Source organism: Streptomyces sp. NPDC091272, assembly GCF_044757485.1.
Lineage (GTDB): Bacteria > Actinomycetota > Actinomycetes > Streptomycetales > Streptomycetaceae > Streptomyces.
Map to the genome: position 1 here is coordinate 196,194 of NZ_JBIVVC010000006.1, position 15,332 is coordinate 211,525.

Here is a 15,332-nt window from a genome sequence, read left to right on the forward strand (position 1 = left end):
ACAGGCACAATCCTGTGCATGGAGATCACCGCACGCGAGCTCAACCGCGCCACCCTGGCCCGCCAACTCCTGCTGCAGCGAGAGCCGTTGAGCGTCGAGGAGGCAGTCGGACAGGTGGTCGCGCTACAGGCGCAGCACGCGCCGTCGCCGTACCTCGCCCTGTGGAACCGGATCAGCGGCTTCGACCCCGCCGACCTGGACGAGGCGTTCACGCGTGGTTCGGTGGTCAAGGCGACCCTGCTGCGGCTCACCCTGCACGCGGTGCGGGCCGACGACTACCCGGTGTTCCGCGAGGCGATGCGGCCGACCCTGCGCGCCTCGCGGCTCGGCGACCGCTTCGCGGCCACCGGTCTCACCCCCGCCGACTGCGATCTCCTCGTACCGGACCTGCTGAGTTTCGCGGACCGGCCGCGCACCGGCGCCGAGCTGGAGGCCTGGGTCGGCGAGCAGCTGGGCGTTGAGTTGCAGGCCGGCGCCTGGTGGGGGCTGCGGGCGTGTGCGCCGCTGGTCCATGTGCCGTCGGGCGGACCGTGGTCGTTCGGGGCCCGGCCCTCGTACGTGGCGGCGCACCCGCACCCGGCTCCGGCTCCTGCCCCCGTTGGCTCGCGGGCCCGGCAGACGGAGGCGGCGGAGACGGCGGTGGCAGCGCAGACGCAAGCGCTGCAGGCCCTCGTCCTGCGCTGCCTGGCCGGTTTCGGCCCGGTGACGGTGGCGGACATCGCCCAGTTCACCCAGGCGGGACGCACTGCTGTCCGTAAGGCGCTGGAATCGCTGGGCGACGCGGTCGAGCGGTTGGAAGGCCCGGCGGGCGCCGCCCTGTTCGACCTCCCCGGCGCACCGCGCCCGGCGCAGGACACTCCGGCGCCGGCCCGCCTCATGGCCATGTGGGACAGCAGCCTGCTGGCGTACGCCGACCGCAGCCGCATCATCCCGTCGGAGTACCGCCGACTGGTCATCCGTAACAACGGCGACGTACTGCCGACCCTGCTGGTCGACGGTTACGTGGCCGGGCTGTGGCGCCCCGTCGACGGCGGCATCGAGGCCACCGCCTTCCACCGGCTGACGCGCGAACAGTGGGAGCAACTCGCCGATGAGGCAAGCTCGCTGACCGCGCTTCTGGCCGACCGCGAGCCGCGCGTCTACAGCCGCTACGGCCACTGGTGGGCCAAATCTCCCGACCCGCACACCACCCGGCTGCTGCCGGGGTAACCGCCCCCTCCCGGGGCCGGCCGGGGCCGTCGCCGTCCCGGACCGGTCAGGCCTTGAGCTCGTCGACGGTGTGGACGACCGTGCCGAACAGGTCGGAGACGGTGGTCAGGCTCGCCGTCTGCAGCGCCTGCGACGAGAGCACGGAGCCGTCCGGCGCCCGGAGGGCGCGGGTCGCGGTGGCCTCGGCGACGACGGTGGGACGATGGCCGAGGTTGAAGGCACCCTGGGCGGTGAACAGTACGCACATGTGCGTCATGAACCCGGCGATCACGAGGTTCCCGCTGCTCCCCAGCCCCTCCAGGACCTCCTGGAGGTCCGTGCGGTGGAAGGCGTTGGGGAACTGCTTGACGACGACCTTCTCGCCGTCGGCGGGAGCGACTTCGTCGCTGATCGCACCGATCTCGGCCCGGATGTCGTAGGGGGTGCCCTCGCCGCCGTCGTTGACCACGTGCACGACCGGGGCCCCCGCGGCGCGGGCCGCGGCGAGCAACCTGGCCCCGGCAGCCACGGCCTCCTCGGCACCGTCGAGCCGCATGACGCCGGAGCGGTAGGTGTTCTGGAAGTCGATCAGGATCAGGGTCGACTCGCTGAGCCGGGGAAGCTCCTCGGAGAAGCCGTTCAGTTCACGCAGGGTGGTGGACGCCGCCATGAGGATTCCTTCGGGGTCGAGTGGTCGAGCAGCTGACAAATGGGCGGAGCAGAGAGGGGGACGCGCCGCACTGAGCGGCACCCTCCGGATCACGTTGGCAACGCTAACACATGACGTAATCAACGATTACTAGAGTCTTGCTCCTCACCCCAAAAGACCTGGCCACCGCTGTTAGCGCTGTTATCGTGAAGCCATGCCGACCGCACGAGAGCGCATCCTGGAAGCCACCGCGGAACTGCTCGCCACCAAGGACGCGCCGGCGATCTCGACCCGGGCCATCTGCGACCGCGCCAAGGTCGGGATGCCGGAGATCTACCGGCAGTTCGGTGACAAACAGGGTCTGCTCGTCGCCGTCGCCGACCTGGGCTTCGAGCGCTTCCTCGCCAACAAGCGGCACAACCCGCTCACCGCCGACCCGGTGGCCGACCTGCGCACGGCCTGGGACAGCCATGTCTCTTTCGCGCTCGCCAACCCGTACCTCTACCGGCTGATGTTCACGCCCACGGGAGAGGCCGGCGACGCAAAGCCCGAGGCGATCAAGGAGGCCCAGTCCCTCCTGCTGTCGGCCGTGGAACGCTGCCGCGAGGCTGGACGGCTGCGCGCCACCCCGGAACTGGCCGGGCAGACGATCCTCTCCGCCAATGTGGGCGTGTGCCTGATGGCGCTGTCCTTCCCCGGCCTCTTCGGCAACCCCGACATCTCGCACTCGGTACGCGACGCCGTCATCGGGAAGCTCACCGGGGACGAGGGCGAGGACACCCGGATCGGCACGGCCACCGTCCTGGCCCAGGCCCTGGTCGGCACCCTCTCCGGGACGGCGCCGGTGGACGAGGCGGCCCTGCACCACCTGACCCGCGCCCTCTCCCCGGAGGGCTCCGGTCCGTAGACCAGCACCCTCTCCCCCGAGGACTCCGGTCCGTGGACCAGCGCCCTGTTCCCCAAGGACTCCGGTCCGTGGCCGGCCCTGGGGCTACGCGGCGAAACCCACGTTCGTGACGTACTCGTACTGGCCCCACTGGCTGCCCAGGTCGACGATCGTGTCCGTCCAGGCGTCGTCCAGGCCCTGCCGGTCACCGGCCGACCACGACTCGACGATGCGGTCCCAGCGGCGGACGTTCATCGTGCGGTGCTCGACGACACGGCTGAGTCGCTGGTCGACCCGGGACTGGTTCAGGGGGTGAATCTCGACGCGGGTGCCGCGGCCGGCCCGGTTCAGACGCTTGAGGAGGTGCTGGGCGACGTTCTGACGACGCACCGTCCGGTAAGCGGCGTCGATTCGTTCGAGGTTGGCGCGGGTGGGAGTGCGTTTTCCGTCGAGCCAGGCCTTGAGGGTGCGGTCGGTGACGGTGAGGCCCGCGTCCCGGGCGGCCCTGCGGGCGTGGGGCGTTCTGGTGAGGTAGTGCAGCCGGGCCAGCAGACCGCGCTTGGCCGTGACGGGGGTGGCGATGCCGCCCGCGAGGGTGTCGAGTTGGCGCGCGACCGCGTCGGAGCCCTTGATGCCGCTGGCACCGAACTTGCCGAACTCGATGTTCCGCTCAGGCATGCGCCACCTGTCCTCCCTGGCCGTGTCGCCCCACCTTACTGGCGGTGATCACGGTGATCACGGTGATCACGGCGATCACGGCGACCACGGCCACGCGATGAGCCGCATCGACGGCACGGAAGGCGTCACCGCATGTCGTCGAGCTCCTGCAGCAGCCGTCGCTTGGGCCTGGCACCGACCATCGACCGCACCGGTTCGCCGCCCCGGAAGACCATGAGGGTCGGCGTCGACAGCACGCCGTACGCAGCTGCTGTACCAGGGTTGACGTCCACGTTCAGCTGAACGACCTTGAGCCGGTCACGCTCCTCGTCCGCGATCGCGCTCAGCACCGGCGCCAGCTGCCGGCACGGACCGCACCAGTCGGCGGTGAACTTCACCAGCACCGGCAGGTCCGCCCGCAGCACCTCGTCCGCGAAACTCGCGTCCGTCACCTCGTCCACCTTCGCTGCCTTGCCACCCATCGTCAGTCATCTCCTCTGTCGGTTCGGTCAGCTCTGTGGGTTCGATTTGGGTCAGCTCGCAGCGCGGGTCGGGGCCGTCCGGAAGGTCGGCCTCCGCACGTACCAGCTGCGCTCCCACCCGCTCCCGCACCGAACGCAGTTCGTCGATCAGTACGTCCAGTTCGGCGAGCTTGCGCCGGTAGACGTCGAGCGAGGCGGGGCAGGCGTCCCCCGCGGGGTGACCTGCCTGCAGACACTCCACGAAGGGCCGGGTCTCCTCCAGCCCGAACCCGACGTCCTGGAGCGTGCGGATCTGCGTCACGAGCCGCAGGTCGTCGTCGCCGTAGACGCGGTATCCGTTGACCGCACGCCGAGCGGGCAACAGCCCGCGGGACTCGTAGTACCGCAGGGTGCGGGTGCTGACCCCCGCCTGCTCCGCCAGTTCACCGATGCGCATGTGCACGACGCTAGACGTTGACCCTGACGTCAAGGCAACGGGCGACATCCTGACGTCAAGGCAACGGGCGACATAGCGGCATGCCGGATTCCGGTTGCCGTGTTCCGGTATGCGAAATGCGAAGGCGGAGCATCGGCCACGCGTGCGACACTCCGCGCATGTTGGGTGTAACCGATCTTCCGACCTACCTCATAGGTCTCGTCCTGATAGTGCTGCTGCCAGGACCCAATTCCCTGTACGTACTGTCCGTCGCCGCCCGCCGGGGCGTCCGCTCCGGTTACAGGGCGGCGGCCGGCGTCTGGTGCGGGGACACCGTGCTGATGGTGCTGTCGGCTGCGGGTGTCGCTTCCCTGCTCCAGGCGAACGCGCTGCTCTTCGGCGTGGTGAAGTACGCGGGCGCGGGCTATCTGACCTGGCTCGCGTTCGGCATGATGCGCACCGCGTGGTCGATGTGGCGTACGCGCCGTGAGGCCGATCCGGAGCTGGCGGGCGACGCCACCGGGACCTCCACGGCCGCCGGTGCGGGCGGGGCGACCGGGGCGACCGCATCCGCATCCGCGGCGACGGCGACGGCGACGGCCAAGTTGGAACGCCCGTACCGTCGCGCCCTGGTGATCAGTCTCCTCAACCCGAAGGCGATCCTCTTCTTCATCTCCTTCTTCGTCCAGTTCGTGGACCCGGCGTACGCCTACCCCGCGCTCTCCTTCGTCCTCCTCGGCGCGCTCGCGCAGCTGGCGAGCTTCCTCTACCTCACCGCGCTGATCTTCAGCGGCACACGGCTCTCCGCCGCCTTCCGCCGACGTAAGCGGCTTTCGGCCGGAGCGACTTCGGCGGCCGGGGTGCTGTTCCTGGGCTTCGCAGCGAAGCTGACGATGGCCGGCGCCTGACCCTCCCCCACAGATCCCGCGGGTCCTGCGAGTCCTCCGGGCTGCAGGACCTGCGGGACCTGCGGGTCCTCCAGGGGCTGCGGGACCTGCGCGGGCTTCGGAACCCGCAGGGGGCTGCGCGGTCAGACCTTCCTGCCCACCCACAGCAGCCGCGTCGTCCGGACCGTGAGGTCGTCACGGCGCAGGATGCTCCCGGGGCCGTCCCCGTCGAGGAGTACGGCAAGCGCGGCAATGTCCTCGGTGTCCATGTCGTCCCTGAAGTGGTCGCGCAGACGCGCCAGAGTCGCTCGGGCGTAGCGGCCGGTGGCGGCGGGCAGCGGGGCGCTCAGCCGGATGTCGAAACGCCGTTCGGCCGCCACGGCGAACCCGGCGGCGGTCAACCGCGAACCCCAGTCGTCACCGAGGTGCGGCACGGCCTCGGCGTGCTGTCCGGCGAGCGCGGCGTGGCAGCGCTCCTCAAGTCCTGGCCGGCCGAGCTCCGCCTCGATCTTCTCCGACAGGAAGCGCGGGAAGGGGGACGCGTCCATCTCGGCGACCGCCAGCAGCCCGCCCGGCCGCAACGTCGCGTGGATCTCGGCAAGCGCCCGGTCGGGGTCAGCCATGTGGTGCAGCGAAGCCGAGGCCCACATGAGATCGACAGGGCCGAGGTCACGCGGCCAGTCGGTGTCCAGGTCCGCCTGAACGGTACGAAGCCGGCCGCCGTCGATTCCCGCGTTCCGCACCTTGTCCGTGACGCGCTGCAGCATGTCCTCCGACATGTCCACGGCAGTGACCTCGGCCCCCTCGAACCGACGGAGCAGCGCCAGGGTGCCGGTGCCGGTGCCGCTCCCGAGGTCGAGGATGTGGCGCGGCGGCGCGTCCACGGTCAGCTCGCCGAGCAGGTCGGTCACCTCGGAGAGGTAGGAGTGCAGAACCTCTGCGTCGAGGTCCAGCAGCTCGGGCAGACCGGACTGGTCCGCCTCGCCGTGGGCGTGGCTGTGATCGTGCGAGTGGCTGTGATCGTGAGTGAGACTGCGCTCATGGGTGTGGCCGGAACCGTGGCCGGGGCCGGGACCGTGGCTGGAACCAGGGCTGGAACCGTGCTCGTGGATGTGGCCGTGCTGCTGATGATTATCCATGCCTCGACCATACGCCGAGGTTGCTCGGACGACATACACTCTTGCGTATGACGCAAGACGGTGAACTCGACAACCTCGTACGCAAGCGGATCAGAAGCCTCCGGGTGGCCAAGGGCTGGTCTCTCGACGACCTCGCCGCCCGCTGTTTCCTGAGCCCTTCCACTCTCAGCCGCATCGAGACGGGCCACCGCAGGATCGCCCTGGACCAGCTGGCCCCGATCGCCCGTGCGCTGGAGACGTCCCTGGACCAACTGGTGGAGACGGCCGCCGACCAGGATGTGGTGATCCGGCCGCGGCGCGACGAGGCGCACGGCGTGACCAGCTGGCTGCTGAGCAGGGAGGCCGGTCCGCAGGGCACGACCGTGGCCAAGCTCCGTGTCACCCAGCCCGCGTCCACGCGGCCGCCACAGACGCTGGGCGTGCACCCCGGCAGGGACTGGTTCACGGTCCTCTCCGGCACCGTCGAACTGGTCCTGGGTGAACGGACGATTCTGGTCGAGGCGGGTGAGGCGGCGGAGTTCTCCACCATGATCCCGCATGCCTTCGGGGCCCACGGCGGACCGGCCGAGATCCTCTGCATCCTCGACCACGACGGCCGACGCACCCACCTGCACCCCGGCAAAACTTGACCGATCGCCGCAACCCCGCGAAGACCGGTCCGTCCCGTTCCCTCAGCATTTAAGCGCGTCCATGACATTCGTACGAGCACTAAGCTGACCAGTCGTCGCACCGCAACCCGCCTCGCACACCGCCCGCTCCAAGGAGAAGTCGCTTTGACCTCGCGCCCGGTGCGCCCCCGAAAGCAGCAGCTCCTGGTCACCCTGCTCTTTCTCGCGTTCGCCCTCTGGATCACGGGTATCTGCGTCTCCATCGCTCACGAACCCCCGGAAGGCTCGCGTTCGGCGCACGCCCTGCGCGACGACGTCGCCGCTTCCGTACGGGAGCAGGACGCGGACCGCCTGCAGAACCTCTTCCTCAAGGACAGCGTCGCGGACGAGTACGCCCAGGACCTGCTGGACCGGCTGCGGGCGGCCGGCCCCGGGAACGCTCCGGTCACCCTGGAGTCGTTCCACGGTGGGCAGTTCCTCCGCATCAAGGGCACGGCCCCCGCGGGCCCCGTCTGCGTGGCCTGGCAGATCACTCAGCAGGACGACGCCTGGTACGTGGACGGCATTCCTCCGGTAACTGGCACCGGACCCCTCTGCGCAGGGTGACGCTGCTGCTGTCGCCCCGCGCCTAATGGGCGTGGGGCGACAACCGGTGACGCACCCACACATTCGGCTCGACGTACACAGCGCGGTCATGCGTGAGGGAGCACTGCACCGGAACCAGCGCGGCGGGCACCACGACCTCGCCGTCACGGTCGAAAGGCAGGCCGGTCCACCGTCGCCAATCGGCGAGGGAACCACTGACCGTCATCGACGCGACCGCGACCTTCTCGACGGTGCCGCCCGCCTTGACGTGGACCCGTAGCCACGGATCGGCCGGCAACCCGTCCGTCCGGAGTTCCGTGAGGTAGTCGGCCATGGGCAGTCGGGGCCTGAGATGTTTGGCATTGGGGCGTACCGGGGTGAGGAGCACGTCGTGCCCCTGCTTGCCGACGGCTTCGCGCATCGCGGCGAGCACCCGGTAGGACAGGCCCCGGCCGAGGTGACCGGCGTCCACGGTGATCTCCAGCGCGCTGGCGACCGTGGGCGCATGGCCGTGCCGCCGGTCCGCGAACGCCCACAACAACACCTGGTCCCAACCCCGGTCCGGTGTCTCCTCCCTGCCTTCGAGCACCGCGTTGAAGGGCACGCTGAACCCGCGTGCGACCACGCGGCCCCCCTCGGTCGCCACCACGCAGTACTCGGGGAACTCCTCGACCACCCTGCTCAGCAACGCTCCGACGACCGGCTCATGAGAGGTGAACTCCGGCCAGGTGTCAGCGATCTCGTACGCCTGCCCGATCAACTCGGGCCGGTCCGCGAAGGAGGTGAGAAGGATGCCGTCGTTGCTGTCTTCGCCGCTGCTGTCTTCGCCGCTGCTGCCGTTGCCGCTGATGCTGTCGTTGCTGTTCACGGCGGGAATTCTGGCACTCCCTGGCCGCCGTGGCCACGGAGATTCCGTCCTGGCCGACCCTCACCTCTTGTCGCACCCCGCCACCGCGTTTCGTAGGATCAACAGGTGATCACGGGGGCGGGGACAGAGCAGGAGACCGGGACGGGGTCGACGGGGGCGGGGCGGGCCGCGCTGCCGCCGACGGAGATCGAGCGTCGGCTGCACGCAGCGCACGAGCCTGCCCGCGACGGCGGGTCGGGAGCCGGGCCCGGTGGCGAAGGACGAAGAGCGAACGCAAAGGAGGGCAGGAACGGCGCCGCGCGCACCGACGCCGTCCTGGACGTTCTCTCCGGCACCCGCCTCTACCTCCTCGTTCCGCGTCTGTACGCCGACACTCCCGGTTACGCCCCGCCCCTGCCCACCCACCGCGACCCGGTCACCGGCCGCACCTGTGTCCCCGTACTGACCCCCGGTGTGCTGCCGCCCTGGCATCCGGAGTGGGTGTTCCGGCAGATCACGCTCGGCGAGCTCGCGCGCATCTGGCCGGACAACGGATGGCAGCTCGCGGTCAACCTCGGCACCCGGTTCGCGGTGACTCTCGACGCGCGCCCCAAGCACCGCAAGGCATGGGAGGACGCCTGCGCGCGCACCGGCGCTCAGCTCGGCGGCAGGCTCCTCACCCACAGCGGCGGTCCCCTGCACGGGCCCCTCGCGCACGGCCTCGCCCTCGGCGCCCAACTCGCCGTCCACAACGGCCTCGTGTGGAACCAGCTCGGGGCCGCCTACGAGGACTACGCCACCGACATCGCCCGCCTCCGCTCACCCTGGGGCGTCCACAACCGCGCCGACTACCGCGAGACCCTCGACGCGCTGCTGACCACCCGCCTGGTCGGCCGCGTCCAGGAGTCCGTACTGCACACCAGGCGGCGGCTGGTACGACGGCTGGGGCGTACGCCGTCGTACCAGGAGTGGTCGGCCGCCGTCTCCAGCACGCTGCACGCGCACGACGCGTCCGCGGCCGAACTGGCGGAGGCGGACAACACGCTGCGGGCCGTCGTCCGGTACGAGGAGCGGTTCAGGGCGGACGGCGCCCTCGCCCCCGAGGGCCGGGTGGACACCCTCGCCGCCTTCGACCTCGGGCGAGCGGTGAACGTGGTTCGACTGGCCCTCGGCGCCCGTTACATCACGCCGCCGGAGGCCGAACAAGCCGTGCTCACCCTCGGCGAGGCGGCCCGCACGGCATATACGTCCTGGGCCGGCTTCTCCCTCGGTTACGCCCTGACCCGAGTACTCCACTTCGACCAGGACGGGGCCGAGATCGCCGAGCGCAAGTACCAGGAGTCACTCGCCCAGCACCGCATCCTCACCCAGGACCCCACCAGCCCCTACCGGAACATTCCGTGGTCATGAATCCCGATCCGCCCCACCGGCCGCCGTCCTTCCCGGCCGCTCCGGCACCGATGTCGCCGTCCGCTCCCCCGGCCTGGACGCCCCCCTCCGAGACGGAAGGCCTGCTGCACGAAGCGGCATTGCGCGGCGACGCCGAGGCCCAGATCCGTGCTCTCGCCGGTGCGGAGCTCTACATTCCGGTTCCGCGCGCCGAGGCCGACGCGGAGCCCGACGTGATCTGGTGGCGTCCGCACCTGGATCCGGCAGGCCGCAGCTGCAAACCCGTACTCACTCGCGGGATGCTGCCGCCGTGGCACCCGGACATGGTGTTCCACGGGGTCTCGCTCAAGTGGATCGCCGAGTTCAACTGGACCGACCCGCACCAGCTTCTCGGTGTGAACGTCGGTACCCCGGCCCAGCTCCTGCTCCCCTCCACGCCCGCACACCGTGCGTTCTGGCTGCGCTGTTACGCCGAGGACGACACTCCGTCAGGCGGCCGCCTTCTCGCCATCCGCCACGGCGCGCTGCACGGCCCCCTCGCGTACGGCCTGGCCTGCGGGGTGCACCTCGCGGTGGGCAACGGCGTGCCGTGGAACGAGGTCGGCTCCGTCTGCCGCGAGTACCACAAGGAGCGTGCCGCGCTCCGTGACTCCTGGTCCGTCACCGACCACCCCACCTGGCGGCTGCAGTTGGACGCGCTGCTGGACGCCCGCAACAGCCCGCCCGCGCCCGACTTCGCGCTGCACGTCCGCGAGGACCTGCGCCGAGGGCTCGGCGGCGACCTCCCCTCCGCCGAACTGTGGCGCGAAACCGCCGCCGGGCACCTGCACGACAGGGGCGCCGACCACGACACGATCAAGTCCATGGAGGCGCTGGTCCGTCGCATCCTGCGTTACGAGGCCCGCTTCCGCGCCGACGGCCTGCTGCCCCCGGACGGCTGGGTCTCGACGACGGTCGGCTACGACTACGGCCGCGCGGTGAACCTGGCCCGCTGGGGGCTGTCGGCGCGGTACTGCGCCCCGGCCGAGGCGGAACAGGCCATCGTCTACGCGGGCGCCCTCACCAAGTCCGCCTACGACTCCTGGGAAAGCTTCTCCGCGGGGTACGCGCTGGGCCGGGTGCTGCGCTTCGACCAGGAGGAGTACGGCGCCTTCTACGAGCAGAACGTCACCGCCCACCGCCTCCTGACGGAGCACGAGGGAAGCCCCTGGCGGCACATTCCCTGGCGCTGAAAACGCCCGCGCAACGCCCCGCGCGGGGAGTACCTCAGTAGCTCCCGGCCCCGCGGTCGCGTGCGGTCACGGCATCGCTATGGCAGCGGCAGCAGATCCCTGCTGGGAACGCGGGGTCTTCTCGCCGACCTTCTGCGGGTCGATGGTGCGCGGGTCGACAGCTTCGCCAGGGGCGCCTTCCGCGTAGTACCCGCCCGGAGCCGTGTCCCTGTCGTGCGGGAGCAGGAAGAAGACGCGGCGCTTGTGCAGGCCGCTGTCGGGGTCGGCCTCGGCGTGCTCGTCGAGCTCGGTGTAGCCGACGAGCCGGCCGTCCCTGGCGTAGCGCGGCTTGCCACGGCGGCGGGGCGTCTTGTCGAGCGCCTGGCGGACGTAGTCGAGGTCGTCGGGGCTTTCCAGCCACACCACCGCATTCTCGTGGGCGAGATCGCTCTCGTTCAGTAGCGAGCTCATGGCTGAAGCCCCTCCTCGTTGTGTCCGGCCACGCACCGGCCTCGGTTTTCTCGCTCCGGGCCGGGTCCACTCTTCGGGCCCCGTCTGTGCGTCTGCCCGGAGGCTCGGTACCCATCGTAAGGCTGCCCGGTGTTGCGGCACAGTGCACGAATGGGCGTCATGTGGTTGCCGGGCCGTTCGAAGGACCGGAAACAAGTCCGGAACCTGCGGGGTCGTCCTCGTCCGAGAGCAGGCCCAGACCCGGGTAGTACTTCTTTCCGCTGGACTTCATCATGTCGTTCGGCGACGCCAGTCCGAGCTCCTGACGGATGCGGCTGGCGAAGGAACGCGAGGTCGCGGGCCTGATCCCCTCGCTCGCGTTGCACCAGGTGCCGTACTCGGCGTACAGCACGCCCTGCTCGACGCGGAGGTCGGAGGCGCGGTCGTGCCCGTTGGCGGTGGGCGGACTCTTGATGCAGCACTCCTTCAGGAAGCGGCCGATATGGTCCTCCGTCGACTCGTATGCCTCGGTGGCCATGCGTACGGAATCAGGACCGGTGAGCGGGTCCCTGGTCTCCAGGTACTTCATCGCACCCTCGATGAGCCAGTGGAGGATGCCGGGGCCCTCGTCCCGCACGAGTTCGAACGCGAGGTTGTCGATCTTGTGCTTGTTGGGCACGACCCGTTCGAACGGGATGAGCCGGATGCGCCGCCAGAAGGCGTGGCCGCCGGTGCCGACCTCGGGGCGGTGGTTGCCGAGCAGCCAGAGCTTGTGAGTGGGGGCGAAGGAGAAGTAGTCCTGGCGCATCCGGCGGGCCTTGATGCGGTCGCCGCCGGTGAGCAGCTTCACCCGGGACTCGTCGAACTTGTCGTTGGGCTTGAGCTCGGAGCAGACCATGATCCGTCGGCCGTGCAATTCGGTGAGCTCGGTGGAGTGCTCGGAGAACTTGCCCTTCTCCATCAGGAAGCCGGGCGGGGCGGCGTCGGCGTAGTCGCCGAGGATCTGGATCATCACGTCGAGCAGGACGGACTTGCCGTTGGCGCCCGCGCCGAAGAGGAACGGCAGGACCTGCGCGCCGACGTCCCCGGTGATCGAGTACCCGAGCAACAGGTGCAGGAACCGGATGGTCTCCACGCCCTTGTCGTCGTCGCCGAAGGTGTCGTGGAGGAACTTGTGCCAGCGGGGTGTCGGCATGTTCTCCGGCGCGACGCTGGTGGCACGCGAGTGCCGGTCGGTGACCGGGTTGGGCTTGCGCATGTCCCCGGTCTGGAGGTCCACCACCCCCTCCGGGGTGCAGAGCGCGTACGCGTCACCGTCCAGCACGTCCGGGTCGAGGGTCAGCGCCGGGGACGCCTTCGCCTGCGTGAGGAGCGCCTTCATGCCGGGCGTCGACATGGTGCGCTTGCGGTGGGCGTACAGCTCACGGTCGCTGAAGAAACCACGCGGGTCCTGGGCCGGCATCTGCTCGGCCATGTCCCCCGCGGCCCACAGCGCGGCCTTCTCGCCACCGGTGCGCTTCCAGCGGTACTGGTCCCAGGAGTACCAGCCGAGGCCCTCCACGTGCCGGAACTGGTCTCCGTAGAGCTGCGCGAACAACTTCGCGTTGCCACGGTCGGTGAGCATGCCCGGCAGCAGACCGAGGGCGTCGAACGGCTCGTGCACGCCTGCGGACGACGTCACCGGCTGCCCTGCGGCCTGTTGCGCGGGCAACGCCGTGCCCGCCGCAGGGTCCTGATCGGGTTCGGGGACCGGAAATTCGAGCATCTGCTGAGCGGCGGCAGTGGCGTCGAAGCTCATGCTCTCGGCGCTGCTCATGGGCGTCCTTGGGGGTTAAGCGGTCGGGTGGCACCTGCGGCAAGGCCGGAATCGATGATCGTGGAGTTGCGCTGCGGCTGGTGCGGACGGGCCCTTCCGGCAGCCTCCGCCAGAAGATCGCGTACCTGCGGCTCGGTGAGGTGACCACCGGCCACGAGACCTCCCGCGGTGTACGCGGCCCGGTTGAGTTTCTCGGTGAAGCTGGCCCCCTGCGGGGTCGCCGCACAAGCCGCGACCTCGGCCAGGAGGGGCTCCAGAAGGCGCTGTGCCGTCCTTGGGGCACGTCGGATGCGTAGACGGGGGTTCGGGACACTCCGGGGCGTCAGAGAGGCGCTGAGCGCCTCGGGCGTGGTGGAGGGAGCCACGCTGGGGATCCCGGCGGGGGGACTGGCGGGGGGACTGGTCGCGATTCCTGCCGGGGCTCCTGCGGCGGCCTGGCCGCCCGTGTGCCCGGTCCGCGCCAGTTCGTCGGCCAGCCAGGCGGGCAGCGGTGCTGGCTGCCGCGCGTCGCCGACCGGGGCGTAGCTGCCGTGCAGCGTGCGGTTCGTGGGAGCGACGATGTAGCCGTTGTCAGCCCGGATGTCGACCTGCCAGGCGAGGGCGACCTTGGAGCTGGAGCCGGTGGACGAGCGGTAGCGGGTGTCGGGCCGGGGGTTCCGGTACCAGATGTGGAGACCTCCCGAGGGAGTGCGTACGCGGAGAGTCGTTTCGTCCTTGGCGGGGTCCGGCTGGCTGCGGTACGCGGCGAGCAGGGCGAGCGTGTCGAACCCCGAGCCCAGGCCCGTCAGGTCGACACGTTCATGGATGGGGATTCCCGGCAGGAGCCTGCTCCGGTCGGGGACCTCGGCGCTGTGCGCGTCCACGTCCAGGACGACGAGACCCGCAGGCCCGCAGGCAACGCCGACACCCATCGCGGGATTCGTGCCCCACCAGGTGTCGATCCGGGCCAGGTCGGTGGTCGCGGCCCGGAAGCCGTGGCACCAGCGTCCCGCGGGGAGGCACGGGCAGCCCCGCGGGGAGTGGTGTCCGGCTTCCCTGCAGGTCGGGCAGTTGGCAGCGGGAGTCTTCCGGCCCGGGGCCAACGGGTGAACCGGCCAGCCGTTGCCCGCACACCAGCGGGCAACGTCGTGTGCCCGCACAGTCCCTGAAGGGACTGGGGTACTGGTTTCACCGTGGCGCGGCACGCGGTCGTCCTTGTCGAGGTCAGCGATGGTGCGTTCGGTCCCTCTTCGTACCTGGCTCTGATAAGCGCTGGTCAGCGCCCTGTAAGTGCCTGCAAGAGGGACTGAAGGGACTGAACTTTCCTATGAGGTCCTGAGCCTAGCGCAAGGGTGGGCATTCTCCGCGGGGAACTGCCGTTGTATCAGTTCTTCAGTCCCTTGAGTCCCTTTGGGCCGTCGGCGGGCGAGCGGTCTTTCCATCGGCGCGTTCCCCTGCGCGTCGGTCACAGACTTGGCCCGCAAGGGCAGCAGCCGGTGGCCGGCCGTCGTACTCCTGACCGGCAAGCGTTCGTTTCTCCGCTTCCCAGGACTGAGGGACCAAAGCAGCGGGGACCGTCCCGTTCAGTCCCTGCCCTTCAGTCCCTCGGTAAACCTGCAGGTCAACGGCTTGCACTCACCCCCAGCAGGGACTGAAAGGGACTGAAGGGACTGAAAATCCTAGTTATGAACGCTTCAGGCTTATACCTGTCTACTACACGCGTCCGCATACACACGCGCACACAATTGGGATGGATACTGCAAAGTTGAGTCCCTTCAGTCCCTCAGTCCCTCCCGCAGAACCAGGCTCACCCCTCTGACCTGGTGTTTTACCGAGGGACTGAACGGAGGGACCGAACGGCAGGGACTGAACGGCGTTGGTCCCTGCGACCTCCCCCCAGCCGGGAAAAAGGCACGCCTGATCGGATCCCGTACGCCCGTGCAGCTTCCGACCATCTGCCGACCAGCTGCCGACGACGTGAGCACTCGGAGGGACGATTGAGGGACGGAGGGACTGAAGGACCGGATTTTTCAACAAGAGACGGTTCGCGGCATGCGGCGCCCGGCGGGAAAGCGTGCGGCAGTCAGGACTCCCGTTCCTCACGCATACGGCCGTGGCGGGCGGTCCCCCAACCCCCGCTGGCC

The 15,332-nt window shown here is 69.9% G+C and carries 15 protein-coding genes and 1 pseudogene; 7 read left to right on the plus strand and 9 right to left on the minus strand.

The features are described 5' to 3' along the window. The first annotated feature begins 18 nt into the window (after positions 1-18). Entirely contained in the window at positions 19-1,209 is a 1,191-nt protein-coding gene (locus ACIQM4_RS18930) for a winged helix DNA-binding domain-containing protein (protein WP_401592712.1), read from the plus strand. 46 nt (positions 1,210-1,255) lie between these two features. Here ACIQM4_RS18930 and ACIQM4_RS18935 read toward each other — a convergent pair whose 3' ends face one another. Beyond that, a complete protein-coding gene (locus tag ACIQM4_RS18935; protein ID WP_401592714.1) occupies positions 1,256-1,858 on the minus strand; it encodes an isochorismatase family protein in 603 nt (200 codons plus the stop codon). 193 nt (positions 1,859-2,051) lie between these two features. Here ACIQM4_RS18935 and ACIQM4_RS18940 point away from each other — a divergent pair, with 193 nt between their 5' ends. Beyond that, positions 2,052-2,744, plus strand: coding sequence for a TetR/AcrR family transcriptional regulator (locus ACIQM4_RS18940; RefSeq protein ID WP_401592716.1), 693 nt, complete (start codon positions 2,052-2,054; stop codon positions 2,742-2,744). A gap of 84 nt (positions 2,745-2,828) precedes the next feature. On the opposite strand, the gene ACIQM4_RS18945 is transcribed toward ACIQM4_RS18940, so the two are convergent. From ACIQM4_RS18945 to ACIQM4_RS18955, 3 genes and pseudogenes are all read right to left on the minus strand, one after another. Further along, on the minus strand, positions 2,829-3,401 hold the full coding sequence (locus ACIQM4_RS18945) for a transcriptional regulator (protein WP_401592718.1): 573 nt from the start codon (positions 3,399-3,401) through the stop codon (positions 2,829-2,831). A gap of 125 nt (positions 3,402-3,526) precedes the next feature. After that, positions 3,527-3,862: a thioredoxin gene (trxA, locus tag ACIQM4_RS18950; RefSeq protein ID WP_401592720.1), complete on the minus strand. Its 336-nt coding sequence runs from the start codon at positions 3,860-3,862 to the stop codon at positions 3,527-3,529. Positions 3,863-3,914: 52 nt separating this feature from the next. Beyond that, positions 3,915-4,298: pseudogene (locus tag ACIQM4_RS18955) on the minus strand (MerR family transcriptional regulator); the annotation flags it as partial. Between the two features lie 158 nt (positions 4,299-4,456). On the opposite strand from ACIQM4_RS18955, the gene leuE reads away from it, so the two are divergent. Continuing rightward, positions 4,457-5,185: a leucine efflux protein LeuE gene (gene leuE / locus ACIQM4_RS18960; protein WP_401592722.1), complete on the plus strand. Its 729-nt coding sequence runs from the start codon at positions 4,457-4,459 to the stop codon at positions 5,183-5,185. A gap of 122 nt (positions 5,186-5,307) precedes the next feature. On the opposite strand, the gene ACIQM4_RS18965 is transcribed toward leuE, so the two are convergent. After that, positions 5,308-6,303 (minus strand): class I SAM-dependent methyltransferase, encoded by a 996-nt coding sequence (locus ACIQM4_RS18965; RefSeq protein ID WP_401592724.1) that lies wholly within the window; start codon positions 6,301-6,303, stop codon positions 5,308-5,310. A gap of 47 nt (positions 6,304-6,350) precedes the next feature. Here ACIQM4_RS18965 and ACIQM4_RS18970 point away from each other — a divergent pair, with 47 nt between their 5' ends. Continuing rightward, positions 6,351-6,932: a helix-turn-helix domain-containing protein gene (locus tag ACIQM4_RS18970; RefSeq protein ID WP_401592726.1), complete on the plus strand. Its 582-nt coding sequence runs from the start codon at positions 6,351-6,353 to the stop codon at positions 6,930-6,932. A gap of 144 nt (positions 6,933-7,076) precedes the next feature. Further along, entirely contained in the window at positions 7,077-7,517 is a 441-nt protein-coding gene (locus ACIQM4_RS18975) for a hypothetical protein (protein WP_401592727.1), read from the plus strand. Positions 7,518-7,539: 22 nt separating this feature from the next. Here ACIQM4_RS18975 and ACIQM4_RS18980 read toward each other — a convergent pair whose 3' ends face one another. Then, complete coding sequence (locus ACIQM4_RS18980) at positions 7,540-8,289, minus strand: N-acetyltransferase (RefSeq protein ID WP_401593167.1); 750 nt, start codon at positions 8,287-8,289, stop codon at positions 7,540-7,542. Between the two features lie 180 nt (positions 8,290-8,469). On the opposite strand from ACIQM4_RS18980, the gene ACIQM4_RS18985 reads away from it, so the two are divergent. Further along, complete coding sequence (locus ACIQM4_RS18985) at positions 8,470-9,753, plus strand: DUF1266 domain-containing protein (RefSeq protein ID WP_401592728.1); 1,284 nt, start codon at positions 8,470-8,472, stop codon at positions 9,751-9,753. Then, positions 9,750-10,964, plus strand: a complete 1,215-nt coding sequence (locus tag ACIQM4_RS18990) for a DUF1266 domain-containing protein (protein ID WP_401592730.1) — start codon at positions 9,750-9,752, stop codon at positions 10,962-10,964. Before ACIQM4_RS18985 ends, ACIQM4_RS18990 begins: the two co-directional genes overlap by 4 nt. 66 nt (positions 10,965-11,030) lie before the next feature. Here the strand turns inward: ACIQM4_RS18990 and ACIQM4_RS18995 are convergent, their stop codons facing one another. The 3 genes from ACIQM4_RS18995 to ACIQM4_RS19005 form a co-directional block, all read right to left on the minus strand. Beyond that, positions 11,031-11,414: a DUF6009 family protein gene (locus ACIQM4_RS18995; protein ID WP_185035767.1), complete on the minus strand. Its 384-nt coding sequence runs from the start codon at positions 11,412-11,414 to the stop codon at positions 11,031-11,033. A 157-nt stretch (positions 11,415-11,571) separates the two neighbouring features. Then, on the minus strand, positions 11,572-13,209 hold the full coding sequence (locus tag ACIQM4_RS19000) for a phage/plasmid primase, P4 family (protein ID WP_401592732.1): 1,638 nt from the start codon (positions 13,207-13,209) through the stop codon (positions 11,572-11,574). Further along, positions 13,206-14,393: a bifunctional DNA primase/polymerase gene (locus tag ACIQM4_RS19005; protein ID WP_401592734.1), complete on the minus strand. Its 1,188-nt coding sequence runs from the start codon at positions 14,391-14,393 to the stop codon at positions 13,206-13,208. Before ACIQM4_RS19005 ends, ACIQM4_RS19000 begins: the two co-directional genes overlap by 4 nt. Positions 14,394-15,332: the final 939 nt, after the last annotated feature.

Excerpts from the sequence above, each read along its gene's own strand:
- ACIQM4_RS18965 (WP_401592724.1), bottom strand. The coding sequence starts at position 6,303 with ATGGATAATCATCAGCAGCACGGCCACATCCACGAGCACGGTTCCAGC.
- ACIQM4_RS18995 (WP_185035767.1), bottom strand. The coding sequence starts at position 11,414 with ATGAGCTCGCTACTGAACGAGAGCGATCTCGCCCACGAGAATGCGGTG.
- ACIQM4_RS18945 (WP_401592718.1), bottom strand. The coding sequence starts at position 3,401 with ATGCCTGAGCGGAACATCGAGTTCGGCAAGTTCGGTGCCAGCGGCATC.
- ACIQM4_RS18940 (WP_401592716.1), top strand. The coding sequence starts at position 2,052 with ATGCCGACCGCACGAGAGCGCATCCTGGAAGCCACCGCGGAACTGCTC.
- ACIQM4_RS18990 (WP_401592730.1), top strand. The coding sequence starts at position 9,750 with ATGAATCCCGATCCGCCCCACCGGCCGCCGTCCTTCCCGGCCGCTCCG.
- trxA (WP_401592720.1), bottom strand. The coding sequence starts at position 3,862 with ATGGGTGGCAAGGCAGCGAAGGTGGACGAGGTGACGGACGCGAGTTTC.
- ACIQM4_RS18930 (WP_401592712.1), top strand. The coding sequence starts at position 19 with ATGGAGATCACCGCACGCGAGCTCAACCGCGCCACCCTGGCCCGCCAA.
- ACIQM4_RS19000 (WP_401592732.1), bottom strand. The coding sequence starts at position 13,209 with ATGAGCAGCGCCGAGAGCATGAGCTTCGACGCCACTGCCGCCGCTCAG.
- leuE (WP_401592722.1), top strand. The coding sequence starts at position 4,457 with ATGTTGGGTGTAACCGATCTTCCGACCTACCTCATAGGTCTCGTCCTG.
- ACIQM4_RS18935 (WP_401592714.1), bottom strand. The coding sequence starts at position 1,858 with ATGGCGGCGTCCACCACCCTGCGTGAACTGAACGGCTTCTCCGAGGAG.
- ACIQM4_RS18970 (WP_401592726.1), top strand. The coding sequence starts at position 6,351 with ATGACGCAAGACGGTGAACTCGACAACCTCGTACGCAAGCGGATCAGA.